Below are 23,792 nucleotides of genomic sequence, written 5' to 3'. Positions count from 1 at the left end.
CCCTTCGGCGTTCGTCGTGCCGTGCGCCGTGCCGTGCGTCCCGCTCAGGCCAGCGCGGCCTTCACCGCCGCGGCCACCCGGCCGCCCTCGGCCAGTCCGTCGACCTTCGGCTTCACCAGCTTCATCACGGCGCCCATCGCCTGCGGCCCGCTCGCCCCGCTCTCGGCCACGGCGGCGGCCACGATCGCGGCCAGTTCCTCGTCCGACAGCTGCTTGGGCAGGTAACCCGCCAGCACCTCGCCCTCGGCGCGCTCCCGCGCGGCCTGGTCGACCCGGCCACCCTGGTCGAAGGCCTCGGCCGCCTCGCGGCGCTTCTTCGCCTCGCGGGTGATCACCTTGAGCACCTCGGCGTCGGACAGCTCGCGCTTCTCCTTGCCCGCCACCTCCTCGCTGGTGACGGCGGACAGCGTGAGCCGGATGGTGGACGAGCGCAGCTCGTCCCGGTCCTTGATGGCAGCCGTGAGGTCCTCCTGCAGCTGCTCCTTGAGCGTCGTCATGGCCACGAGTCTCCCACCTGCGCCGTTCGGTCGCTTGCCATTAAGCGCCGGGTGTCCCCTGGCCCGGCCTGTAACCACTTACCCTGGTTACATGACCGATCGAGACGGAGCGCCGGACCCCGAGCACCCCGCGCCCGGCCTGGTCCTCACCACTCCGGGCGGCAGCAGCTTCCTCTTCGACCCCGGTGCCCTCTGCCTCGAACTGCTCACCACCGGCGGCCCCGGCGACCTCTCCCGGTTCGAGGCCCTGCACCGTCCGTCCGACCTCACCGACTGGCTCCCCCGCTCCCGGCTGCGGCTGCCCGCCGGAGCCGTACGGATCACCGCCGAGCAGCTCACCGACGCCCGCACCCTGCGCGACGCCCTCTGGCGGCTGGCCACCGCCCGCGCCCACGGCACGACCGGCACCGTGGCCGACCACGCGGCCGACCACGCGGCCCTCAACCGGGCCGCCGCCCACCCGCCGCTCGTCCCGCAGATCGGCCCCGACGGCACCGCGGCCGCCCCGCTGCCCGCCGACGGGGCCCAGCTGGTCTCCACCCTCGCCCGGGACGCCATCGCCCTGCTCGCCGGCCCGTACGCGGACCGGATCCGGGAGTGCGGGGCACACAACTGCCGGCTGCTCTTCGTCGACACCTCGCGGCCCGGGCGGCGGCGCTGGTGCTCGATGGAGCGGTGCGGCAACCGCAACAAGGTCCGGGCCCTGCGCGCCCGCCGGGACTCCGAGGATTCCGCAGCGGGGACCGCGCCCACAGCAGGGGCCGTGCCCGTAGCGGGCCACCGGACGTTCACCAGCTGATCCACCGTCTGAGAGCATGGGCTGATGCGACCGCTGTACTCCGTTCCCCTCGGTGTCGCCGCCGCCGGCGCCGCCTGCCTCGCCTACTCCGTCGGGTACGAGGTGCGTGCCTTCCGGCTCCGCCGGATCGAGGTCCCCGTCCTGCCGCACGGCGCCAAGCCCGTCCGGATCCTGCAGGTGTCCGACATCCACATGGTGACCGGGCAGGGCAAGAAGCAGCGCTGGCTGAAGAGCCTGGCCGGCCTGCGCCCCGACCTGGTGGTCAACACCGGCGACAACCTCTCCGACCCGCTCGGCGTCCCGGCCACCCTCGACGCGCTCGGGCCGCTCATGGACTTCCCCGGCGTCTACGTCTTCGGGTCCAACGACTACTACGGCCCGGCCCGCAAGAACCCGGCCCGCTACCTCCAGGCCATGCGCAGCGGCGTCCACGGCATGAACAACCCCGACGGCACCGGCAACCGCGGCATCAGCGGGGCCGTCCACAACCCCTGGGAGAAGCTCCGCGACGGCTTCGACGCGGCCGGCTGGCTCGACCTGACCAACACCCGCGGCCGCCTCACCGTCAACGGCCTCGACATGGAGTTCACCGGCCTCGACGACCCCCACATCCGCCGCGACCGCTACGCCGAGGTCTCCGGCGGCCCCTCCGCCGACGCCGACCTCTCCCTCGCCGTCGTCCACGCGCCCTACCTGCGCGTCCTCGACGCCTTCACCGCCGACCGCTACCCCCTGATCCTGGCCGGCCACACCCACGGCGGCCAGCTCTGCATCCCCTTCTACGGCGCCCTGGTCACCAACTGCGACCTCGACACCCGCCGGGTCAAGGGCCTCTCCACCCACCAGGCCGGCGGCCACCGCTCCTACCTCCACGTCTCCGCCGGCTGCGGCACCAACCGCTACACCCCGGTCCGCTTCGCCTGCCCCCCGGAAGCCACCCTCCTCACCCTCACCCCCGCCCCCCGCTGACCCCGACCGGACGCCCGCCCGAAACCGGATTTCGTGTCTCGGCGAGCGTCCGGTAGAGTTCTACTCGTCGCGAAGGAGACGGAGCGACAAACAGAAAGACCGGGGTGTGGCGCAGCTTGGTAGCGCGCTTCGTTCGGGACGAAGAGGCCGTGGGTTCAAATCCCGCCACCCCGACCCAGTAGTTGCAGGTAAGGGCCCTGCCGGAGAAATCCGGTAGGGCCCTTCCTCGTTCTGCGTGACTAACTGAGTGACTAGGCCTCAGCGGTCTGCGAGCTTCGGTCATCCGCGACCGTGGCGCCCGCCTGGGTCACGCGTAAAACGTATCGGTGCGAAGGGGTGACGGGCTGGTGCGCTCAGGGGCCAAGCAAGTCTGAGGGCGAGGGCTTCCAGTCTGCGGGCAACTCGATCGGCACCAACTGCGTGGAGTCGAACGAGCGACGCGAGCGGGAAGGGTGAACCGGGCAGACCAGCTCATCGAACTCAAGGTTCGCTCGGATCTCATCCGGAACCGGCCCGCACCTGTGGTCGTCGCACATGCAAACCAGGCTATTGGCGACCACCCACACCCAGTCCTCCTCCGGCAGGAGGTCGGGGATGGTCGAGGACATGATGAGTTCGGTTCGTTTCGACATGGATTCGGCTCCTTCAAATCGGCCAGACCGCGTCCGGTCGCACCGGGCGCGACCCCGTTGTTCGTTCAGCCCGACACCATTTGCCGGGTCCAACGTGTGACGCTGGCGCGCGAGATGCCTGTGAGTTCCTCGATGCGCCGGTAAGGAACGCCGGCTGCGACAGCTTCCTGGACCAGCGGCCTGAGCGCGGAGTCCAGGTCTGCGAGTTCAGAGGCCAGCTCAATCCGCCGTCTACCTACTCCCGAGAGTTGCCGCACGGCGTGGGCGCGGAGGTCTTCTGGAGTGGCTTCTGTGGCCGCGGACGTGGCGCCTGGAGTCTCCGCCGGCGTCGCCGCCATCGGCCGACTCTGAACGGGCAATCGATTCTTCTTGCCTTTGCGTGCCGCCATGTTGAGAGTGTGTCAGGTCGTCACGGCCGTGACAATAGCCTTGCCTTAGAGACGGATTGTCTCGGGAGAGTAAAGCGGATCGGTGCAGGTGGGGGTGGGGGTGCTTGGTTTCAGGGGAACGTGGAGCATGTAGTGATGAGGGGGTGCGTAAAAACCTTCTCTACGGGTTCAAGGGCGCGCACGGCGCGCCAGCGCGCGGCCCTGCCGCTCGCCGTCGCTCCTGTCTGCGCCCCGCTTCGGCGGCGGCCGGCCGCGCACGTCGAGCGTGCGGCCGGGGATGTCGATGGTGAGTGAGCCCGCCGGGCGGACAGCTCGGGTCAGGGCATGGCTCCGCCGGGCCCTCCTCGGAGGGGACCGGGGGCAGGCGCACAGGTGCGGCTTCGACGGGGTGATCGTGGGTGGGTCGCGGGAGGCCCCCTCCTCGACCGGACACCCAAGGGCGTACCCGGAACCTCCTGGGGCCGGCGAAGCTGCCCGATCGAGGAGGGGACCACCCGCTCAGCCCGAGGAGTGGCCGCAGGCCGACGGAGAGGGCCAGGGTGAGCATCCGCGTGAGGCGTCTACAGATGTGACTGGAATCAGCCAACGTCTACGGCTACCGTGCGCGACTACCGCCGACAAGAACATCGCAACAACGCGCTGTAGGTCGTTCCAACGTACTGCAGGCTTTTTCTCGGTAGTCACTCAGCGCAACTGTTTCTCAGAGTCAATATCCGAGAGTCATCGCTTGCCCCTTTCAGCCCCCAGCCTGAGAGCTGAGCGCTGCTACGGTCGGCTGACCGGAAGGCGAAGCCCGCCACTGCCGCTGAGGCGGGAACCGAGTGCGGCAACGGCGGGCATGAGCACCTCTTGGAGGTACCACTGTGAGTCTGTCTCCAACCTCAGGGCCCCTGTCAAACAGGATTCCCCATATCTGGCCAGCAGCCGTGATTGTCATCGTGGTCGTGCTGCGAGCACCAACCGAAGTCCTGCCGACGGCTCTTTCTGCGGTGGCCGGAATCGTGGCGCTCCTGCTTGGCGAGCGGCGCCCAGCGACGAGGGCACAGGCCTCACATGGCTGAGTGTCTAACTGCGCTACAACGAGGGCGTACGTCGGCGGACGACCACGGACACTCGGGGATCGTTAGCGCAGGTCAGCGGCACAGATAGCCAAGGTCGCGCGGGTACCCAGGTTGCTTCGGGACGAAGAGGCCGTGGGTTCAAATCCCGCCACCCCGACCCAGTCCAGAGGGCCCATCGGAAAGATCCGATGGGCCCTCTGACGTTGTATCCGGAAGAATCCCCGCGCCCGGCAGCCCGTCACCCGATGGGCGAAGCGCCCGTTGTAGGGGGATGAGTTCCTTCGCCGCAAGGATTCACTTCCCGGCTCAATCGACGGGTATCAACAGGTTGCCTTGTTCAACCGCCTCGGCGTCTAGCTGTCGTCCACCATCGCACCCTCGATGAGGAGGGGTGACAGCAGATCTGCGATCACGATCCGCCGGCTCGTTCTCGCTATGCTGGAAGAAATGCTCCGGGTTCGGTGCGATCACCCTCGGCTCCTGTTGGCAGCCGCTCCTGACCTGATCGTGCGGGCTGGCGCCCGCCAGCTGCCCATCGCCTGGTTGCACAGCGACCAGCGGGAGCCAGCCGCCACGTCGTGGGACGACATCCGTGACAACGAGGTGCCGTCGTCGACTCGGAAAGCGGCCGATCGGCAACGTTCGCTAGGTGGCGTCACCCGGGCTGCCGGCTCACCTCGGCAGGTGGAACCACCATGGGTCGGCACGCGTTTCGCGATACGAATGTCGACCCCTGGTACATCGGTTCTTTGACGCTGAGAGGCCCGGAGCTTTGCCGAACGAAACATTCCCTACCCCGCCCGACGGCTTCGACGGATTCGGAGCCGTGCCTGGCATAGAAGTCGGAAGCATCTTCGTCAACCGACGGGCGCTTTCCGATGCCAAGGTGCACCGGCCGTTGCAGGCGGGCATTTGTGGCACGGTCAAGACCGGCGCCGAGTCCATCGTCGTCTCTGGCGGCTATGAAGACGACCGGGATCACGGCGACCTCATCGTCTACACGGGGCAGGGAGGCCGTGACCCCAATTCGGGCCAGCAGACCGGCCACCAGGAACTGATCCGCGGCAACGCCGCCCTGGTCACCAGCATGACCACCGGCCAGCCGGTGCGAGTCATCCGCGGAGCATCAGGAGATCCTGAGTACTCGCCCAAGACCGGCTACCGTTACGACGGGCTCTTTCGGGTGGAGCAGTCCTGGCACGAGAACGGCCAATCAGAGTTCCGGATCTGGCGCTACCGGCTGGAACGAATCGATGCTGCGGTAGCAACCGCAGCGCCGAAGTCGCTACCCCTGGAGCCGGTTGGCCAGGAGAAGCCGACGCGCATGGAATCAATGGTCCAACGGATCGTACGTAGCACCAAGGTTGCGAATTTCGTGAAGCAGACCCATGACTTCACCTGCCAGGTGTGCGGGATCCGACTTCAAACGCCGACGGGCGCATACGCCGAGGCGGCTCACATCCGAGGTCTGGGTGAGCCACACGGGGGCCCCGATGTCACCAGCAATGTGCTCTGCCTCTGTCCGAACCACCATGCGCTGTTCGACTTCGGCATGTTGACCATTAGGGACGACCTGATGGTTATCGACCACGCGGCTGGTAGCCCGATTGGGAAGCTGCGCGAGGCCACGGACCATCAGGTAGACCGAGAACATCTGGCCTATCACCGTGAACACTACTCGCCGGGGTGGAAGCACTCATCAGATGCTTCAGCAGACGATGGCGTCGACGGCGACGCCGAGGAGTAAATGGACCGGGGTCCTGCCAGCAAGGAATACGGCAGGACCCCGAGTGTCGGAGCTGCACCTCAGAGCACGGTAAGGAGGGCGGTGCGGGAGGTGATGCCGAGTTTGGGATAGGCCTTGTAGAGGTGGTGGGCGACGGTGCGGGGGCTGAGGAAGAGTTGGGCGGCGATGTCGCGGTTGGTGAGGCCCTGGGCGGCCAGGCGGGCGATCTGGAGTTCCTGAGGGGTGAGGGAGTTCAGGGGGGTGAGGGGGGCCTGGGGGGCGGGGGTGCCGGTGGCGGAGAGTTCGGTGCGGGCGCGGGTGGACCAGGGGTGGGCGGCGAGGCGGTCGAAGGTTTCCAGGGCGGCGGTGAGGTGGGGGCGGGCGTCGGTGCGGCGGCGGGTGCGGCGGAGCCATTCGCCGTAGAGGAGGGCGGTGCGGGCGTGTTCGAAGGGGCGGTGGGCGGTGGCGTGGAGGTCGAGGGCGGCGAGGTAGGCGGGTTCGGCGAGTTCGTCGGGGCCGAGCAGGGCCTGGCAGCGCAGCCGTAGGGCTTCGGCCCAGGGGCGGTCGGCGGCGGCGGTCCAGCGGGCGAAGCGTTCGTAGGGTTCGGCGGCGCGGTCCGGGGTGCCGAGGCGGACGGCGGCCTCGACCAGGTCGGGGACGGCCCGGGTGGCGCTGACGTGGTGGCGGTGCGGGCCGGTGGTGAGGGCGTGGAGGCGGTCGGCGGCGCCGGCGGCCCGGCCCTGGCCGAGGTCGTGCAGGGCGAGTGCCCACTGGGCCCAGGGGTGGCCGGCGGCGGGGGCGGCGGTCTGCGGGCCGGTGGTGGCGAGGGAGGTGGCGGCCAGGTCGGTGCAGCGGTCGGTGCGGCCGTCGAGGGCGGCCAGATAGGCGAGCAGTGCGCTGAGTTGGCTGACCCACTGGTGCTGGCCGGTGTCCTGGGCGAGGGCGAGCGCCTCGGTGGCGGTGAGTTCGGCGTCGGCGTGGCGGCCGTGGAAGAGTTCGGCCTCGGCGAGGAAGAACTGCAGGGTGGGCATCACCCCGAGGGCGCCCTTGGCGCGGGCCTCGGCGACCAGTTCGCCGCCGAGGTCGACGGTCTCCTCGTCGCGGCCGAGGATGAGGGTGGCGCCGCAGAGTTGGACCAGGTCGGCGGGGCTTTCGGCGCCGGCCCGGCGGGCGGCTTCGACGGCCTCGCGGGCGGCCGGAAGCGCGGCGGCGGGCCGGCCGAGGGCGGGGAGCACCGCAGCGGGCAGGTAGCGGGCGAGCGGGGCGACGGGGTCGTCGGCGGCCAGGGGGAGGGCGGCGAGCCGGTCGAGCACGTCGGCCACCGGCTCCTCCCCCGCGTACCAGGCGGCGTGGAAGGCCTGGAACAGCATCCGGGCGGCGTGGGCGGGCTCGATCGCGGCGCCGCCCTCGGTGTCGTCCGCAGCGCCGTCCGCAGCGCCGTCCGCAGCGCCGCCCGCCGTACCGTCCGCGGTGGAGTGGTCGACGGCGAGAGCGGCGTCGAGCAGCAGCCGGTAGGCCGTCGGGTACGAGCCGCGCCAGAAGTGCGCGGTGGCCCGGACGTGGTCCAGCAGGGCGTGGGCGAAGGGGCTGTCGGTACGGGCGGCGGCCTCGTCGGCGAGGGCTTCGGCCCGGGTCAACTCGCCTTCCTCGGTGGCGGCTTCGGCGGCCAGGACGAGGCGGCGGGTGGCGCCGTCGCGGTCGGGGGTGAGCCGGGCGGCCCGTTCGTAGGCGGCCGCGCCGCCGTGGCCGCCGCGCCGCCCGGTGCGGACGGCGGTGCGCTCCAGCGCGTCGGCGAGGGCGGCGTCGGGGGCGGTGGCGGCGAGGGCGAGGTGCCAGGTGCGCCGGTCGCCCTCGGGCAGGGCCTCGGCGATGGTGCGGTGGACCGTCAGCCGCTGGTGGTGCGGGGCTCGCTGGAGGATGGCGGAGCGCAGCAGCGGGTGGCGGAAGGCGATCCGGCGGTCGGGGGCGACGGTGACCAGGCCGGTTTCCTCGGCGGGGGTGAGGTGTTCGGCACCGATGCCGAGCGCGGCCGCGGCGGGCAGCACGACGTCGAGTTCGCCGCTCTCCTCGGCGGCGGCGACCAGCAGCAGGGTCTGGGTGGCCGGGGGCAGGCCGGTGACCTGGCCGTGGAAGGCGATCAGCAGCCGGCTGGTGAGCGGCAGCCCGGCCGCGGTGTGGGCCTGCGGGCCGCTGGCGACGGGGAGTTCGGTGAGCGCGAGCGGGTTCCCGGCGGCTTCGGCGAGCAGTCGGTCGCGGACGGCGGCGGGCAGGTCGGGGCCGGCCCGCTCGGTCAGCACCCGGGTGGCGTCGGCGTCGGCGAGGGCCGCCACCCGCAGTTCGGGCAGGCCGAGTCGGCGATCGAACGGGGCGGCGCCGCCCTCGGTGCGGGCGGCGAGAAGCAGGGCGACGCCTTCGGCCTGGAGGCGGCGGGCGGCCAGCAGCAGGGCGTCCAGGGAGGCCTTGTCGAGCCACTGCACGTCGTCGATCACGCACAACAGGGGCCGCTCGGCGGCCAGTTCGGCGAGCAGCCCCAGGGTGGCGAGGCCGACCAGCAGCCGGTCGGCGGCCCCGGCGGCCGGTGCCGTTCCCGGCTCGGCCGAGCCGTCGCCGAGCCCGAACGCCGTCTCCAGGGCCCGCCGTTGCGGCCCGGGCAGCACGTCCAGCCGGTCCAGGCCGGACGCCAGCAGCAGGCTGAGCCCGGCGAAGGGCAGTTCGGCCTCGTACTCGACGCCCGCCGCCCGGATCACCCGGAACGCCTTCCCGGCCCGTTCGACGGCGTCGTCCAGCAGGGCGGTCTTGCCGATCCCCGCCTCGCCGCGGAGCAGCAGCGCCCCGCTGCGCCCGTCCCGGGCCTGCGCCAACAGGTCGTCGACGGCGGCCTGTTCGTGTTCCCTCCCGTACAGCATGCCCCGACCCTACCGAGCCGGCCGCCGGTACCCGGGAGCAATACCTACGTAGGCACGTACGGATACGTGACGGATTCGCCCGCGGCCGCCCGTCCCTACCTTTGTGAGCAGCGGGAACGACCCGCCGACGACGCGGGAACGACCCGCCAACCACTGACCGGAACACGGGAGATGACCATGACCGAGATCACCGCCGCCACCCTCCAGCAGCTCGCCGAGCGCTACCTCGCGGTGTGGAACGAGACCGACCCGGCGGCCCGCCGCAAGCTGATCGACGAGGTGTGGGCCGAGGACGGCCGCTACACCGACCCGCTGGCCGCCGTCGTCGGCCGGGACGCGATCGACGCGCTGATCGGCGCAGCCCAGGCCCAGTTCCCGGGGCTGGAGTTCACCCTCGGCCCGGTGGACGCACACCACGACATCGCCCGGTTCACCTGGAACCTCGGCCCGGCGGGCGCCGAGCCGGTGGTGATCGGCTTCGACGTGCTGGCGGCCACCCCGGAGGGCCGGATCGCCACCGTGCACGGCTTCCTGGACCGCGTGCCGGGCGCCTGAGCAACCCGGACACCCCACCACAGGGGCGCCGCACCCCCACGGCGGCGCCCCCACCCCGGAGGAGAGCCCCACATGAGCACCGCCCTGGACACCCCACCGCCGACCGGAGCGGCGGCCCCGACGGAGCAGGCACCCGGCCCGACGGGACAGTCGCCCGCCCCGACGGAGCAGGCACCCGCCCCCAGGGGCCTGCTGCCGGTCGTCCTGACCGCCACCTTCATGACCGCCCTCGACACCTTCGTCGTCAACGTCGCCGTCCCCTCCGTCCAGGCCGACCTGGGCGCCGGCCCGGCGGTCGTCCAGTGGGTGATGGCCGGGTTCGGCCTGGCGATCGCCGTCGGCCTGGTCACCGCCGGACGGCTCGGCGACCGGTACGGCCGCCGCCGGGTGTTCGCGCTCGGCCTGGCGCTGTTCACCCTCGCCTCGGCGGCCTGCGGCCTGGCCCCCACCGCCACCGCGCTGGTCGGCGGCCGGGTCGCCCAGGGTCTGGCGGCCGCACTGATGGGCCCGCAGGTGCTGGCGATCCTGCGGACCGCGTTCAGTGGCCCCGCGCAGGCCCGGGCCTTCGCCCGGTACGGACTGACCATGGGCATCGGCGCGGTGTTCGGCCAGCTGATCGGCGGGCTGCTGATCCGCGCGGACCTGCTGGGCCTCGGCTGGCGCAGCTGCTTCCTGATCAACCTGCCGATCGGCCTGGCCGCCCTGGCCGCCGTCAGCCGCTGCCTGCCGGAGTCGCGCGCCCCGCAGCGGCCGGGCCTGGACCCGGTCGGGGTGCTGCTGGTGTCCGTCGCGCTGACCGCCCTGGTGCTGCCGCTGATCCAGGGCCCCGGGCTCCACTGGCCGCTGTGGACGGTGCTCTGCCTCGCCACCGCCGCCGTCCTGCTCGCCGTCTTCGCCGTCCACCAGCACCGGGCCACGACCGCCCAGGGCACTCCCCTGGTCGACACCCGGCTGTTCCGCAGCGGCGCCTTCCGCACCGGGCTGCTCGCCCAACTCGCCTTCTGGCTCGGCCAGGCCTCCTTCTTCCTCGTCCTCGCGTTGCACCTGCAGCTGGGCCGCGGGCTGGACGCGCTGGGCTCCGGGCTGGTGTTCACCGCTATCGGCCTCGGCTACCTGCTCACCTCGAACGCCACCCACCTGGTCACCGCCCGCCTCGGGGAGCGCCGCACGATCACCGTCGGCGGGCTGCTGATGGCCGTGGGGCTGGGCCTGCTCGCCCTCGCCGCGTACGACGCGGGGGACGCGAGCGTCTGGTGGCTGGCGCCCGGGCTGTTCGTCGACGGCTTCGGCATGGGCCTGGTCATCGCCCCGGTGACCACCGTCTCCCTGGCGGCCGTCGAGCCCGGGCTGGCCGGCGCGGCGGCCGGGGTGGTGGCCACCGTGCAGCAGGTCGGTGGAGCCGTCGGGATCGCGCTGATCGGCCTGGTCTACTACGGCGCCGGTGACCCGGCCGCCGCCTTCGGCCGCAGCGTGACGGCGCTGGCGGTGCTGGAGCTGGTGCTGGTGGGACTGGTCGGGCTGCTGCCGCGCCGTTCGTGAACGCCGTGACAGCCGCGGGCGGGTGGGGGTGAACCCCACCCGCCCGTTCCGTTCCGTCCCCCCGATCGGGTTGGATGGTCGGATGAGCGAGGAGAAGAGCGCCCTGCCGGCGTGGGAGCAGCGGTTCCGGGCGGCGCGCGTGTCACTGCCCGACTGGGCCGAGGACGCCCCCGACCGGGCGCTGTACGTGTCCAACGCGACCGGCACCTACGAGGTCTACGCCTGGGACCGGGCCACCGGCACCCACCGACGGGTCACCGACCGCCCGAACGGCACCACCGACGCCGAGCTGTCCCCGGACGGCGACTGGGTCTGGTGGTTCGACGACCACGACGGCGACGAGTTCGGCATCTGGCGCCGCCAGCCCTTCGCGGGCGGCCCGGACGAGGAGGCCGTGCCCGGCCTCGCCCCCTCCTACTCGGCCGGACTGGCCCTCGGCCGCGACGGCACGGTGGTCGTCGGCCGGTCCACCGACGAGGACGGCACCACCCTGCACCTGCGCCGCCCGGGCACGGCCGTGCCGGTCGAGATCTACCGGCACGAGGAGTACGGCGGCGTCGGCGACCTGAGCCACGACGCCACCCTGCTCGCCATCGACCACACCGAGCACGGCGACGCGATGCACTCCGCGATCCGGGTGCTCCGGCTCACCGGTGACGGGGTCGAGACCGTCGCCGAGCTGGACGAGGTGACCGGCCGGGACGAGCCGCGCGGCGTCGCCTGCCTGGGCTTCGCCCCGGTCGAGGGCGACACCCGGCTGCTGGTCGCCCACCAGCGCACCGGCCGCTGGGAGCCGATGATCTGGGACGTCGCCACCGGCGCCGAGACCGCCCTGCCGCTGCGCGACGAGCAGGGCCGCGAACTGCCCGGCGACGTCTCCGCGCAGTGGCGCCCGGGTGCCGCGGAGCTGCTGGTCGAGCACGAGTACGAGGCGCGCAGCGAGCTGTTCACCTACACGCTCGCGGACGGCCGGCTGACCAGGCTGGAGACCCCTCGCGGCACCGTCGGCGGCGCCACCGCCCGTCCGGACGGCACGGTGGAGTACCTGTGGTCCTCCGCCGCCGAGCCCTCCGCCGTCCGCTCCACCGCCGGGGCGGTCGTGCTGCGGGCGCCCGGCCCGGTGCCGCCCGGCTCCGTCCCGGTCGAGGACGTCTGGGTGGACGGGCCCGGCGGGCGGGTGCACGCCCTGGTGCAGCGTCCGCGCACGGCCGGCCCCGGCCCTTACCCCACCGTGTTCGAGATCCACGGCGGCCCCACCCACCACGACAGCGACTCCTTCGCGGCCGGCCCGGCCGCCTGGCTGGACCACGGCTTCGCGGTGGTCCGGGTCAACTACCGCGGCTCGACGGGCTACGGCCAGGCCTGGACCGACGCGCTGCACGAGCGGGTCGGTCTGATCGAGCTGGAGGACATCGCGGCCGTCCGGGAGTGGGCGCTCTCCAGCGGCCTGGCCGACCCGCGGCGGCTGGTGCTCACCGGCGGCAGCTGGGGCGGCTACCTGACCCTGCTCGGCCTGGGCGTGCAGCCCGACAGCTGGTCGCTGGGCGTCGCCGCCGTGCCGGTCGCGGACTACCACACCGCGTACGCCGACGAGATGGAGGCGCTCAAGTCGCTGGACCGCACGCTCTTCGGCGGCACCCCGGAGGAGGTCCCGGAGCGCTTCACCGCCTCCTCGCCGCTGACCTACGTCGAGCAGGTACGGGTGCCGGTGTACATCAGCGCCGGGGTCAACGACCCGCGCTGCCCGATCCGGCAGATCGACAACTACGTCGAGCGGCTGGAGCAGCTCGGCAAGACGCACGAGGTGTACCGGTTCGACGCCGGGCACGGCTCGCTGGTGGTGGAGGAGCGGATCAAGCAGCTGCGGCTGGAGATCGACTTCGTCCGGCGGCACCTCGGCGTTCCGGGCGGGAGCTCCGGAGGGGCCGGGTGAGACGCCTGCCTGCGTTCGCGGGGGCGGTGCTGGCCGGGGCGCTGGCGCTCAGTGGCTGCTCGGGCTCGCACGGCGACGAGGCGGACTGTCCGCCGCCGGTCGCTCCCCGGCCGGCGAGCCCGGCGGCGGGCACACCGACGGCCGCCGCCTCCACGGGTGCGGAGGAGGACACCGCCGAGCGCGGCGGGTCGCACGGGTCGAGCGGTTCGCACGGGTCCAGCGGTTCCAAGGGCTCGTCCGGCTCGAAGGGCTCGTCCGGCTCGAAGAGCGGCGGCACCGTCCACCACCACGTCGACCACCACGACTCGAACGACGTGGTCGGCGGCCACGGCCACTGCAGCGGTGGCTCCGCGCCGGTGAACGAGGACACCGGGGCGCCGTTCGGCGGCGGGGTGAACACGCCGGCCCCGTCGCAGTCCCCGACACCGACCGTGGTGCCGACGCCCGCCGCGCCCCCGGCCAAGCCACTGCCCAGTCCGACCGGCAAGCCGTCCAGATGAGCCGGTCGGTCGCGGCCGGTCGGTCGCGAGCCCGCCCATAGCCCGCCTGTCGCGAGCCCGCCTGTCGCGAGCCGGTCAGTCCAGGACCGGGTCCAGCCCCAGGGCCCGGTCCTGCTCGGCCTCCGCCTCCCGGCGCATCAGACGGAACCACATGAAGATCACGAAGCCCGCGAAGACGAACCACTCCAGGGTGTAGCCCAGGTTCTGGAACGCCCGCAGGGTGAGCCCGTCCCCGCCCTGCGGCTGCACGGTCGGGACCGCGGTCAGCCCGGCGGGCACCTGGTCGGCGGCCACCCAGCCGTCGTACCAGCCGTCGTACTCCAGCACGTTCAGCAGCGAGGCCCGGTTGATCATGCCGAGCTGCCCGGCGGGCAGGCCGCCCGCGACCGCGCCGTTGCTGCCGACCGACTCGTTGGCCTGCAGCCGCCCGGTGACGGTCACCTGCCCGGCGGGCGCGGCCTCGGCAGCGGAGGCGGAGCCGGAGCCGGACGGGGCACCGGGCGCCCAGCCCCGCACCACGGCGACGGCGTGTCCGTCGGCGGTGCGCAGGGGGGTGAGCACGTAGTAGCCCTGCTTGCCGTCCAGCACCCGGTTGGGAACGAGGAGTTGGTGCTCCGTGTCGAAGCTGCCGGTCACCGTGACGGGCTTGCCGACGGTCTCCGTGGTCACCTGCGGGGTGGCCTGGCCGAGCAGTGCGTCGATCGGCCGGGCATCACCCGAAGCTGTGAGGGACGCCTTGGTGTCCTGGTGGGTGGAGACGCGGTCCTCGAACCGGCCGAGCTGCCAGGAGCCCAGCCAGACGCACACCACCACGGCCGCCATCGCCAGGGCGGTGCCGCCCAGCCAGCGCGGAGTCAGGAGGAACCGGTACACACCCCCCACGGTAACCATTCCTCACACCTCTGCGGACCACAGGGTCCGTCGCCGCACGCCGGTCCGGCCCGGGCGGGCGCTCAGCCCGCCGCGGGGGCCCCGGTCGGCTGGGCCGCGGCGCCGCCGACCTGCTGCACGCCGCCCCGGTAGAGCGTCCCCCCGCAGCCGACCGGCAGCGAGGCCGTCGCGGCCTCCGGGCTGCCCGGCGCCGGGGTGTGGGCGATGGTGGCGGTGGCCTGCGCGGAGGTGGGGTTGCCGCTCGGGGTGGCCGTCGGGCTCGGCGCTGAGCTGGTGCCGGACGTGGGCGAGGAGCTGGCCTGCGGGTTGGCGCTCGGGGCGGCCGAGGCGCCGGAGGCCGGGGCGGCGCCGGAGGCGGCGGCGGGGGCCTGGGTGGTCAGGGAGGCCCGGTTGGCTCCGGTGCTCGGCGCGGTGGTGGCGCCGCCGGAGCCGCAGCCCTGGTCGGGGATCCACGCGAACGGCACCCGGTACCCCGCCTGCGGCGCGAGCACCGGCGGTTCGGTGTCCATCGCGGGCAGGCTGCCCGCCGGGTCGCCCGGGGCGTGGTCGGCGGTGCGGACCCGGCTGCGGTCGGTGCCGCTGACGCCGGTGACGGCCACCGCGCCGGGCCCGCCGAGTCGGCAGCTGTGTCCGGAGACGTTGTACACGGTGAAGGAGCCGTAGATCCGGCCCTGGGCGTCCGCGGGGCCGACCTGCGCGGCGCCCTGGCCGAGGTCCGTCCGGCCGCACAGCGGGAGGATCCCGCCGTCTGCGGTGCCGGTGGCCCCCGTCGGGATGGCGGGGCCGGGGTGGGTGGCGTCCGCGCCGGGACTGGGTGAGGCGGTGCCGGCGCCCGTCGCGGGGGCGGTGCCCCCGCCGCCGGAGCCGGGGTGCGCGCCGGTGCCGGTGGCCCCCCCGCCGACCGCGGCGCCGCTGGGGGCCGCCAGGGTCGCGCCGTTGACGGTCGTGGACCCGGGCCCGCCGGAGAGTCCGAGGTGGTCGCCCTCGTGGAGTACCGGCAGGGCGATCGCGACGGCCAGGGCCAGCGCCGCCGCACCGGTCCAGGCCCCGCGGCGGGCGGCCCGGCGCCGGGGTACGGCCTGCCGGATTCGGGGCAGGGCGCCGGCCCCGGGCTGGATCCCGGCGACGGCGTGCCGCATCAGCTCGCGCAGCGCCCGTTCCTCGGAGGACAGGCCGGGTACGTCGTCGTCCTCGGGCCGCTGCCGGGCGCCGTCAGCCATGTCCGGCCTCCATCTGGATCCGGAGGGCGGCGAGTCCGCGCGAGCCGTACGCCTTCACCGAACCGAGTGAGATGCCCAGGGCCTCGGCGACCTGCGCCTCCGTCATGTCCACGAAGTAACGCAGCACCAGAACCTCCCGCTGACGGCGTTGCAGACCCTTCAGCGCGGCCTTCAGCTGGTCGCGCTCCAAGGCATCGTAGGCACCTTCTTCTGCACTGGCCATGTCAGGCATGGGCTTCGGCAGCAGTCGCAGGCCGAGGATCCGGCGGCGCAGTGTGGAGCGCGACAGGTTGACCACCGTCTGCCGGAGGTAGGCCAGGGTCTTCTCGGGCTCGCGCACCCGGCGCCGGGCGGCGTGCACCCGGATGAAGGCCTCCTGCACGACGTCCTCGCAGGTGGAGAGGTCGTCCAGGAGCAGCGCGGCGAGCCGCAGCAGGGAGCGGTAGTGCGCCTGGTAGGTCGCGGTGAGCAGGTCCTCGCTGGTACCCGCGTCGGTACCGGCACCGGAGTCCGCCGCACCGGGTGCGGCCGCCGTCATCTGGTCTTCTTCCGGCCTACTCGAAAACCACGGGGCGCGCGACGGGAAGGTCACCACGGCCCTCGCCGAGATGCCCGTCCTTGCCCCCACCACCACGTTCGCCACGCCCGTTGGACACTCGATCCCCTGTCATGGTTGCCCAGCCCGGGGCCCATTCTTCCGCATCGGCCGAAGAGGCCTCCAGGGGATTCCCACGGGATTCCGGACGGATTGTGTCGAGGAGCGGACACAGGTCCGGACATCCTCGGGCACAAAGGGCCCGCCGAACCGGTCCGGTGACGGTTCCTAGGATCCCTCGGGGCTGCCTGCGCTCAGCTCGCCGGCCACCAGCTCGGCGATCTGCAGCAGGTTGAGCGCGGCCCCCTTGCGCAGGTTGTCGCCGCAGAGGAAGAGGTCGAGCGCGTCCGGCTCGTCCAGCGCCCGGCGCACCCGCCCGGCCCAGACCGGGTCGGTGCCGACCACGTCGTTCGGAGTGGGGAACTCCCCGGCCGCCGGGTCGTCGTAGAGGACCACGCCGGGTGTCTCGCGCAGGATGTCCTGGGCGTGCTCCTGGCTGACCTCGCGCTCGAAGCGGGCGTGCACAGCCAGTGCGTGGGTGCGGACGACCGGGATGCGCACGCAGGTCGCGGAGACCCGCAGGGCGGGCAGGCCGAGGATCTTGCGGGCCTCGTCGCGCAGGCCCAGCTCCTGGGCGGACCAGCCGCCCTCGCACAGGCCGCCGGTCCAGGGCACGGCGTTGAGGGCGAGCGGGGCGGCGAACGGCCCCTCGTCGGCGATCACCGCGCGCAGGTCGCCGGTCTGCCGGCCGACCTCGGTGCCGGCCACCAGGGCCGTCTGCTCGCGCAGCGCCGCCATGCCTTCCCGGCCCTCGCCGCTGGCGGCCTGGTAGGTGGCGACCACGAGCTGTTCCAGCCCGTACTCGGCGTGCAGCGCGCCGACCGCCGCGACCAGCGCGAGCGTGGTGCCGGCCGGGCTGGCCACGATGCCGCGCGGACGGATCCGCAGCGCGGCCGCGTTGACCTCGGGGACGACCAGCGGCACGTCCCCGGCGGTGCGGAAGGCGGCCGAGTCGTCGACCACCACGATGCCCTTGGCCGCCGCGATCGGCGCCCACTGGGCGGAGACCGCGTCGGGGACGGCGAACACGGCGACGTCGATGCCCGCGAAGGCCTCCTCGGCCAGCGGGACGACCTCGACCGGCTCCCCGCGCACCACCGGCGTACGGCCGACCGAACGCGGGGAGGCGACGAGTCGGACCTCGCCCCAGATGTCCTGACGGAGCGAGAGCAGGCCGAGCAGGACCTCGCCGACCGCGCCGGTGGCGCCGACGACGGCGAGGTTGGGCCGCCGGGTCACTTCCGGGAGCCCCTGCCCGGCTGCCGGGTCATCGCCCGGTGCCGCCGTAGACGACGGCCTCGTCGCTCTCGCTGTCCAGGCCGAAGGCGCTGTGCACGGCGCGGACCGCCTCCGGCACGTCGTCGGCGCGGGTGACCACCGAGATGCGGATCTCCGAGGTGGAGATCAGCTCGATGTTGACGCCCGCGGCGGACAGCGCCTCGAAGAAGGTGGCGGTGACGCCCGGGTTGGACCGCATGCCCGCGCCGACCAGCGAGATCTTGCCGATCGCGTCGTCGTAGCGCAGCGACTCGTAGCCGATGCCCTCCTTGACCCGGCCGAGCGCGTCGATGGCCTTCTGGCCCTCGGTCTTCGGCAGGGTGAAGGAGATGTCGGTCAGGCCGGTCGACGCGGCGGAGACGTTCTGCACCACCATGTCGATGTTGACCTCGGCGTCGGCGATGGCGCGGAAGATGCGCGCCGCCTCGCCCGGCTTGTCGGGCACGCCGACGACCGTGACCTTGGCCTCGGAGGTGTCGTGGGCGACTCCGGAGATGATGGCCTGCTCCATCTCGCCCCCTTCGGGCTTGTTCGGGTTGTCGTTGCTGACGATCGTCCCGGGAAGACCCGAGAAGGACGAGCGTACGTGAATCGGGATGTTGTAGCGGCGGGCGTACTCCACACAGCGGTCGAGCAGCACCTTGGACCCGGACGAGGCCAGCTCCAGCATGTCCTCGTACGCGATCCAGTCGATCTTGCGCGCCTTCTTCACCACGCGCGGGTCGGCGGTGAACACGCCGTCCACGTCGGTGTAGATCTCGCAGACCTCGGCCTTGAGCGCGGCGGCCAGCGCGACGGCGGTGGTGTCCGAGCCGCCGCGGCCCAGGGTGGTGATGTCCTTGCTGCTCTGGGACACGCCCTGGAAGCCGGCCACGATCGCGATGTTGCCCTCGTCCAGGGCGGTGCGGATGCGACCCGGCGTGACGTCGATGATGCGCGCCTTGTTGTGGACGGAGTCGGTGATGACACCGGCCTGGCTGCCCGTGAAGGACTGGGCCTCGTGACCCAGGGATTTGATCGCCATGGCCAGCAGCGCCATGGAGATGCGCTCTCCAGCGGTCAGCAGCATGTCGAACTCACGGCCGGCAGGGAGCGGTGACACCTGCTCCGCGAGTTCGATGAGCTCGTCCGTCGTGTCGCCCATCGCGGACACCACGACGACGACCTCATGGCCGGCCTTCTTGGCGTCAACGATTCGGCGGGCAACGCGCTTGATGCCCTCGGCATCCGCAACGGATGAGCCGCCGTACTTCTGCACGACAAGGCCCACGTGCGCTCCTCGACTAGTGTCGTTTTCCGGGGGCGCCTGGCCCCCGTACCCCCCGGTGGAAAGGGGGGTGCGGTCCGCGCCAGTCTACCGAGCAGGGGTGGCCCGACCGGCGCTTTCCATATGATGAGACGGCGGTTTCGGCAGGTGGGCGGCGATCCGGGCGGGGCCACCGGCAGGTCTGCGGGGCATTCGGCGCCGCTCCGCAGAATCCCCGGACGAATGCCCGCCGCCACGGTCGGATTTCTTTTCCGGACGGATTGCTGAGGCATTCGTCACAATCGGCCTCCGCACCGGTGCCGGCCCGCGGCGGATTACCGGCCGAGACCGAGTTCCGCCGCCATCAGGTCGCCCGCCTGCTGCTCCAGCTGCTCGTCGGTGAGCCCGTCGTCGTCGGTGTCCGCGCCGTCCGGCGCCGCACCGATCGGGCTGTCCAGCCGGACGTGGGCTATCAGCGACTGCAGCGCCCGCAGCACCGCCGTGCAGGTCGTGCCCCAGTTGGAGAGGTACGAGAACTGCCACCACCACAGCGCCTCGCTGACCCGGCCCTCGCGGTAGTGGGTCAGACCGTGCTGGAGCTCGCTGACCACACCGGCCAGGTCGTCCGAGATCCGGAAGGCGTTCGGCTTCTCCGGCGGACCGTACGGGTCGAAGACCTCGTGGTAGACGTCGATCGGCGCGAGCAGCTCGGCGAGGCGCTCGCGCAGCTGCTCGCCGTCCGGCTCCGGTCCGGCATCGGGCTCGAAGCGGTCCTCCGGGACGACGTCCTCGATGGCGCCCAGCCGGCCGCCCGCCAGCAGCAGCTGCGAGACCTCCAGGAGCAGCAGCGAGACCGCGCTGCCCGGTTCGTCGCCCTTGGCGACCTCGGTGACGGCGAGCACGAAACTCTCCACCGAGTCGGCGATCTGCACGGCGAAGTCGTCCGGCTCGGAGCCGTGGCCGTGGATGTGCGGGCCGTGGGTGTGCGGGGCTTGGGCCTCCGGCTCCGGGTGGGGCTGCGGGCCGTGGGGCTGCTGGTTGATCGTCCGGTCAGACATCGAGCAGTCGTCTCCCTTCGAAGGCGCGGCCGAGGGTGACCTCGTCCGCGTACTCCAGGTCCCCGCCGACGGGCAGGCCGCTCGCCAGGCGGGTCACCTTCAGGCCCATCGGCTTGCAGAGCCGGGCCAGATAGGTGGCGGTCGCCTCCCCCTCCAGGTTGGGGTCGGTGGCCAGGATCAGCTCGGTGACCGTACCGTCCGCGAGGCGCGCGAGCAGCTCGCGAATGCGCAGGTCGTCCGGGCCGACGCCCTCGATGGGGCTGATCGCGCCGCCCAGCACGTGGTAGCGGCCGCGGAACTCACGGGTGCGCTCGATGGCGACGACGTCCTTGGGCTCCTCGACCACGCAGATGACCGCGAGGTCGCGGCGCGGGTCCAGGCAGACCCGGCACTGCTCGGCCTCCGCGACGTTGCCGCAGACCACGCAGAAGCGGACCTTGTCCTTGACCTCCAGCAGCGCGTGCGCGAGGCGGCGCACGTCGACCGGGTCGGCCTGCAGCACGTGGAAGGCGATCCGCTGGGCGCTCTTGGGCCCGACGCCGGGCAGCCTGCCCAGTTCGTCGATCAGGTCCTGAACCACGCCCTCGTACAACGTCGCGCCTTCCCTCGGATGGTCGGTCTGCTCCTGGCCGGAGGTCCTCCTGCCGGAGGTGCTCCGGTGCCATCATCCAACGAATCGGGCGCCGGACACACCGGCCGACGCCCGACTCCCACAGAAATCACATGAGGGACGTCCGGGAACGGACGCCCCGGAACGCTAGAAGGGCAGGCCCGGGATGCCGCCGCCCATGCCCTGGGTGAGCGGGCCCATCCGCTCGGCCTGCATCTTCTGGGCCGCCTGGGTGGCGTCCCGGACGGCCGCCAGGATCAGGTCGGCCAGGGTCTCGGTGTCCTCCGGGTCCACGGCGGCCGGAGCGATGGTCAGCGCCACCAGCTCGCCCGAACCCGTCACCGTCGCCTCGACCAGGCCACCGCCGGCCGTACCGTTCACCTTCGCCTCGGCCAGCTCCTGCTGGGCCTTCGCGAGCTCCTGCTGCATCTTCTGCGCCTGCTTGAGCAGCTGCTGCATGTTGGGCTGACCACCACCGGGGAACACGGCTCACTCCTTGCTGTCACGCGGTTCTTCGTCCGTCACCGCCGAGCCTACGGGCCCGGGGCCGCCCGTGGGGACCGCTCCCGGGGCTCCCCGGGCTCCCCGGAGTCCCCAGGAGGGCCCTGGAGTCTCCCCGGAAGGGCGTCCCCGGGGCCCTGGGAGGTCCGCTCAGTTGCCCCGGTGGTGGATCTCCTCCAGCACCGTGGCGCCCAGCTCGCGGATGATCAGCTCCTGGCCGGAGAACGCCTCCTCGTTGAGGTCCGGGTCGTCCTCCTCCGGGATGTCGTCCTCCGGAGCCACCGACTGCACCGGGCGGGCCGGGGGCGCCGGCGCGGCCGACGGCGGGGCCTGCACCGGCGCGGGGGCCGGGGCCGACGGCTGGGGCTGCGGCCGGACCGGGGCGGGCGCCTGCACCTGCGGCTGCACCGGGGCGGGGGCGGCCATCGGCGGCGCGGCGGCTGCCGGACGGGCCGGGGCCCCCCAGCCACCGCCGGCCGCGGCGGTCGCGGTCGGGGCGGTCGCGGTCAGGGCGGTGCCGCCACCACCGCCTCCGCCTCCGGACGGGTCGACGATGCACTCGATCCGCCAGTCCACGCCCAGCGCGTCGGACAGCGCCTGGCGCAGCACGTCGTCGCTGTTGCTGCCGACGAAGCTGTCCCGGGCGCCCGCGTTGATGAACGAGACCTGGAGCGTGCTGCCGTCGAACCCGGCCACCTGGCCGTTCTGGCTGAGCAGGATCCAGGTGAAGCGGCGGCGGTTCTTCACCGCCTCCAGGATCTGCGGCCACAGCTGCCGGACCTGCGCCGCACCCTGCTGGGCGGCGGCGGACGGCTGGCCGCCGGGGGCGGCGACGGGGGCCTGCTGGACCGGGGGCGGGGTGGGCGCGGGCTGCGGGGCCGCCTGCGGCTGCTGCGGTGCGGGCGGGGCAGCGGGGGCGGCCGGGACCGGTGCGCCACCGGCGGGCGGGAAGCTGCGCGGGATCGGCCAGGCGCCCGGGGCGGGCCCGGCGGGAGCCGGGGGCGGGGGCGGAGTCGCCTGAGCGGGGGCGGGTGCGGGGGCCACGGGGGCGGCGGCGGGGGCGGAGGCGGAGGCGGGGGCCGAGGGCACGCTCACCGGCACCTCCACCGACGGGGCAGTCGGCGCGGCGGCCATCGGAGCCATCCCGGCCGGCGCGGCGAGGCCGCCCGCGGCCGCCCGGCGCTCCAGCTTGTCCAGGCGCGCCTGGAGCGACAGCTCGTCGCTGTACGCGCCCGGCAGCATCACCCGGGCGCAGATCAGCTCCAGCTGGAGCCGCGGCGCCGCGTTGCCGCGCATCTCGGTCAGCCCGGTGTTGACGATGTCGGCCGCCCGGCTCAGCTCGGCCGCGCCGAACGCGTCCGCCTGCGCCTGCATCACGGCGATCCGGTCCGCCGGGGCGTCGATCAGCCCCTTCTCCCCCGCGTCCGGCACGGTGGCGAGGATCACCAGGTCGCGCAGCCGCTCCAGCAGGTCGGTGACGAAGCGGCGCGGATCGTGCCCGCCCTCGACCACCCGGTCGATCACCTGGAAGACCGTCGCCCCGTCGTGCCCGGCGAAGGCGTCCACCACCTCGTCCAGCAGCGCGGAGTCGGTGTACCCCAGCAGCGCGGTCGCCATCTGGTACGTGACGCCGCCCTCGCCGGCGCCGGCCAGCAGCTGGTCCATGACCGACATCGAGTCACGCACCGAGCCCGCGCCGGCCCGTACCACCAGCGGGAACACCGTGTCCTCGACCTGGATGCCCTCGCGGCCGCAGACCTCCGCCAGGTAGTCGCGCAGCGTGCCGGGCGGCACCAGCCGGAACGGGTAGTGGTGGGTACGGGACCGGATCGTCCCGATCACCTTCTCCGGCTCGGTGGTCGCGAAGATGAACTTGAGGTGCTCCGGCGGCTCCTCGACCACCTTGAGCAGTGCGTTGAAGCCGGCCGAGGTCACCATGTGCGCCTCGTCCAGGATGAAGATCTTGTACCGGCTGTGCACCGGCGCGAAGAAGGCCCGCTCGCGCAGCTCGCGCGCGTCGTCCACACCACCGTGCGAGGCGGCGTCGATCTCGATCACGTCGATCGAGCCGGGCCCGCCGGTCGCGAGGTCCCGACAGGACTGGCACTCCCCGCAGGGCGTCGGCGTCGGCCCCTGTTCACAGTTCAGACAACGGGCCAGGATGCGCGCACTCGTCGTCTTGCCACAGCCGCGCGGCCCGCTGAACAGGTACGCGTGGTTGACCCTGTTGTTGCGCAGGGCCTGCTGGAGCGGAGCGGTCACGTGCTCCTGCCCGATGACCTCCGCGAAGGTCTCGGGGCGGTAGCGGCGGTACAGGGCTAGGGACACACCACCGACGATATCGGGACGGGCCGACAAACGCGTCGCCCCTTCACCCCGGCCCCCGCCCGGAACGCCCCGGGAACGCAAAGACCCCCCGTGCACCCGCCAGAGCCCTCCTACCCTTGCTGCCTTCCGGCCCTGGGGGGGTTCAGAGAGATGACGCCGCACGAGGGGCTGACCCCCACACTACCGGATCCCGGCCCCGACGATCCACAGGCCACCCCCACCCTCCTGCCTGCGGGATAGCTGGTCGCGAGCACCCCGAAACATGTACTAAGCTCTCCCACGGAGGATTCGCCTAGAGGCCTAGGGCGCACGCTTGGAAAGCGTGTTGGGGGCAACCCCTCACGAGTTCGAATCTCGTATCCTCCGCCATGGCTGACCAGCCATAACGAAGGCCCCGACCGCTCAGCGGTCGGGGCCTTCGTCGTTGCGTGGTTGCAGTTTTGGTTGCAGTTGCCAGGATCCGCCAGGAACGGCTGACTGCTCGACCGCATCCGACGGT

At 72.8% G+C, this 23,792-nt stretch carries 19 protein-coding genes, 2 tRNA genes and 1 other RNA gene; 9 read left to right on the top strand and 13 right to left on the bottom strand.

Annotated features, from left to right (window positions below; genetic code table 11):
- Positions 1-44 precede the first annotated feature (44 nt).
- A complete protein-coding gene (locus BOQ63_RS24675) occupies positions 45-497 on the bottom strand; it encodes a GatB/YqeY domain-containing protein (RefSeq protein ID WP_030288130.1) in 453 nt (150 codons plus the stop codon).
- Between the two features lie 91 nt (positions 498-588).
- Between BOQ63_RS24675 and BOQ63_RS24670 the strand changes: the two genes are divergently transcribed.
- From BOQ63_RS24670 to BOQ63_RS24660, 3 genes are all read left to right on the top strand, one after another.
- Complete coding sequence (locus BOQ63_RS24670) at positions 589-1,296, top strand: CGNR zinc finger domain-containing protein (protein ID WP_150476093.1); 708 nt, start codon at positions 589-591, stop codon at positions 1,294-1,296.
- A gap of 24 nt (positions 1,297-1,320) precedes the next feature.
- Positions 1,321-2,265: a metallophosphoesterase gene (locus BOQ63_RS24665; RefSeq protein ID WP_030288132.1), complete on the top strand. Its 945-nt coding sequence runs from the start codon at positions 1,321-1,323 to the stop codon at positions 2,263-2,265.
- 100 nt (positions 2,266-2,365) lie between these two features.
- Positions 2,366-2,439 (top strand) — tRNA-Pro (locus BOQ63_RS24660).
- Between the two features lie 179 nt (positions 2,440-2,618).
- On the opposite strand, the gene BOQ63_RS24655 is transcribed toward BOQ63_RS24660, so the two are convergent.
- The gene (locus BOQ63_RS24655; protein ID WP_072654983.1) at positions 2,619-2,897 is read right to left on the bottom strand and encodes a hypothetical protein; all 279 of its coding nucleotides are present in this window, start codon (positions 2,895-2,897) and stop codon (positions 2,619-2,621) included.
- Between the two features lie 2,276 nt (positions 2,898-5,173).
- On the opposite strand from BOQ63_RS24655, the gene BOQ63_RS24650 reads away from it, so the two are divergent.
- Entirely contained in the window at positions 5,174-6,094 is a 921-nt protein-coding gene (locus tag BOQ63_RS24650; protein WP_072654982.1) for a YDG/SRA domain-containing protein, read from the top strand.
- A 59-nt stretch (positions 6,095-6,153) separates the two neighbouring features.
- Here BOQ63_RS24650 and BOQ63_RS24645 read toward each other — a convergent pair whose 3' ends face one another.
- Positions 6,154-8,979, bottom strand: coding sequence for a helix-turn-helix transcriptional regulator (locus tag BOQ63_RS24645; protein ID WP_150476091.1), 2,826 nt, complete (start codon positions 8,977-8,979; stop codon positions 6,154-6,156).
- Between the two features lie 177 nt (positions 8,980-9,156).
- Between BOQ63_RS24645 and BOQ63_RS24640 the strand changes: the two genes are divergently transcribed.
- The 4 genes from BOQ63_RS24640 to BOQ63_RS24625 all read left to right on the top strand — a co-directional run bounded on the left by BOQ63_RS24640 (position 9,157) and on the right by BOQ63_RS24625 (position 13,506).
- Positions 9,157-9,534, top strand: coding sequence for a nuclear transport factor 2 family protein (locus BOQ63_RS24640; RefSeq protein ID WP_030288179.1), 378 nt, complete (start codon positions 9,157-9,159; stop codon positions 9,532-9,534).
- A gap of 72 nt (positions 9,535-9,606) precedes the next feature.
- Positions 9,607-11,073, top strand: a complete 1,467-nt coding sequence (locus BOQ63_RS24635; protein WP_079183735.1) for an MFS transporter — start codon at positions 9,607-9,609, stop codon at positions 11,071-11,073.
- Between the two features lie 82 nt (positions 11,074-11,155).
- Positions 11,156-13,006, top strand: a complete 1,851-nt coding sequence (locus BOQ63_RS24630; protein ID WP_079183734.1) for a S9 family peptidase — start codon at positions 11,156-11,158, stop codon at positions 13,004-13,006.
- Positions 13,003-13,506 (top strand): hypothetical protein, encoded by a 504-nt coding sequence (locus BOQ63_RS24625; RefSeq protein ID WP_072654979.1) that lies wholly within the window; start codon positions 13,003-13,005, stop codon positions 13,504-13,506. The genes BOQ63_RS24630 and BOQ63_RS24625 overlap by 4 nt, the downstream gene beginning before the upstream one ends.
- A gap of 75 nt (positions 13,507-13,581) precedes the next feature.
- On the opposite strand, the gene BOQ63_RS24620 is transcribed toward BOQ63_RS24625, so the two are convergent.
- The 10 genes from BOQ63_RS24620 to ffs all read right to left on the bottom strand — a co-directional run bounded on the left by BOQ63_RS24620 (position 13,582) and on the right by ffs (position 23,466).
- Positions 13,582-14,379, bottom strand: a complete 798-nt coding sequence (locus BOQ63_RS24620) for an SURF1 family protein (RefSeq protein WP_072654978.1) — start codon at positions 14,377-14,379, stop codon at positions 13,582-13,584.
- Positions 14,380-14,459: 80 nt separating this feature from the next.
- Positions 14,460-15,617 carry a hypothetical protein gene (locus BOQ63_RS24615; RefSeq protein ID WP_030288190.1) on the bottom strand — a complete coding sequence of 386 codons (1,158 nt, stop codon included), beginning with the start codon at positions 15,615-15,617 and terminating at the stop codon, positions 14,460-14,462.
- Complete coding sequence (locus BOQ63_RS24610) at positions 15,610-16,155, bottom strand: SigE family RNA polymerase sigma factor (protein ID WP_030288192.1); 546 nt, start codon at positions 16,153-16,155, stop codon at positions 15,610-15,612. The genes BOQ63_RS24615 and BOQ63_RS24610 overlap by 8 nt, the downstream gene beginning before the upstream one ends.
- Before the next feature lie 285 nt (positions 16,156-16,440).
- Positions 16,441-17,511, bottom strand: coding sequence for an aspartate-semialdehyde dehydrogenase (locus tag BOQ63_RS24605; RefSeq protein WP_072654977.1), 1,071 nt, complete (start codon positions 17,509-17,511; stop codon positions 16,441-16,443).
- 28 nt (positions 17,512-17,539) lie between these two features.
- Positions 17,540-18,820: an aspartate kinase gene (locus tag BOQ63_RS24600; RefSeq protein ID WP_030288196.1), complete on the bottom strand. Its 1,281-nt coding sequence runs from the start codon at positions 18,818-18,820 to the stop codon at positions 17,540-17,542.
- A gap of 311 nt (positions 18,821-19,131) precedes the next feature.
- The gene (locus BOQ63_RS24595) at positions 19,132-19,854 is read right to left on the bottom strand and encodes a DUF5063 domain-containing protein (protein WP_223886036.1); all 723 of its coding nucleotides are present in this window, start codon (positions 19,852-19,854) and stop codon (positions 19,132-19,134) included.
- Complete coding sequence (gene recR / locus BOQ63_RS24590; RefSeq protein WP_030288200.1) at positions 19,847-20,446, bottom strand: recombination mediator RecR; 600 nt, start codon at positions 20,444-20,446, stop codon at positions 19,847-19,849. The genes BOQ63_RS24595 and recR overlap by 8 nt, the downstream gene beginning before the upstream one ends.
- A 165-nt stretch (positions 20,447-20,611) precedes the next feature.
- Complete coding sequence (locus BOQ63_RS24585) at positions 20,612-20,950, bottom strand: YbaB/EbfC family nucleoid-associated protein (protein WP_072654976.1); 339 nt, start codon at positions 20,948-20,950, stop codon at positions 20,612-20,614.
- 165 nt (positions 20,951-21,115) lie between these two features.
- Positions 21,116-23,293 carry a DNA polymerase III subunit gamma and tau gene (locus BOQ63_RS24580; protein ID WP_150476089.1) on the bottom strand — a complete coding sequence of 726 codons (2,178 nt, stop codon included), beginning with the start codon at positions 23,291-23,293 and terminating at the stop codon, positions 21,116-21,118.
- A gap of 76 nt (positions 23,294-23,369) precedes the next feature.
- Positions 23,370-23,466, bottom strand: an RNA gene (gene ffs, locus BOQ63_RS24575) — signal recognition particle sRNA small type.
- A gap of 108 nt (positions 23,467-23,574) precedes the next feature.
- Here ffs and BOQ63_RS24570 point away from each other — a divergent pair.
- Positions 23,575-23,662 (top strand) — tRNA-Ser (locus BOQ63_RS24570).
- Positions 23,663-23,792: the final 130 nt, after the last annotated feature.

It is taken from the genome of Streptomyces viridifaciens (assembly GCF_001888885.2).
GTDB lineage: Bacteria > Actinomycetota > Actinomycetes > Streptomycetales > Streptomycetaceae > Kitasatospora > Kitasatospora aureofaciens.
This window is presented reverse-complemented; position numbering and strand designations above follow the sequence as displayed.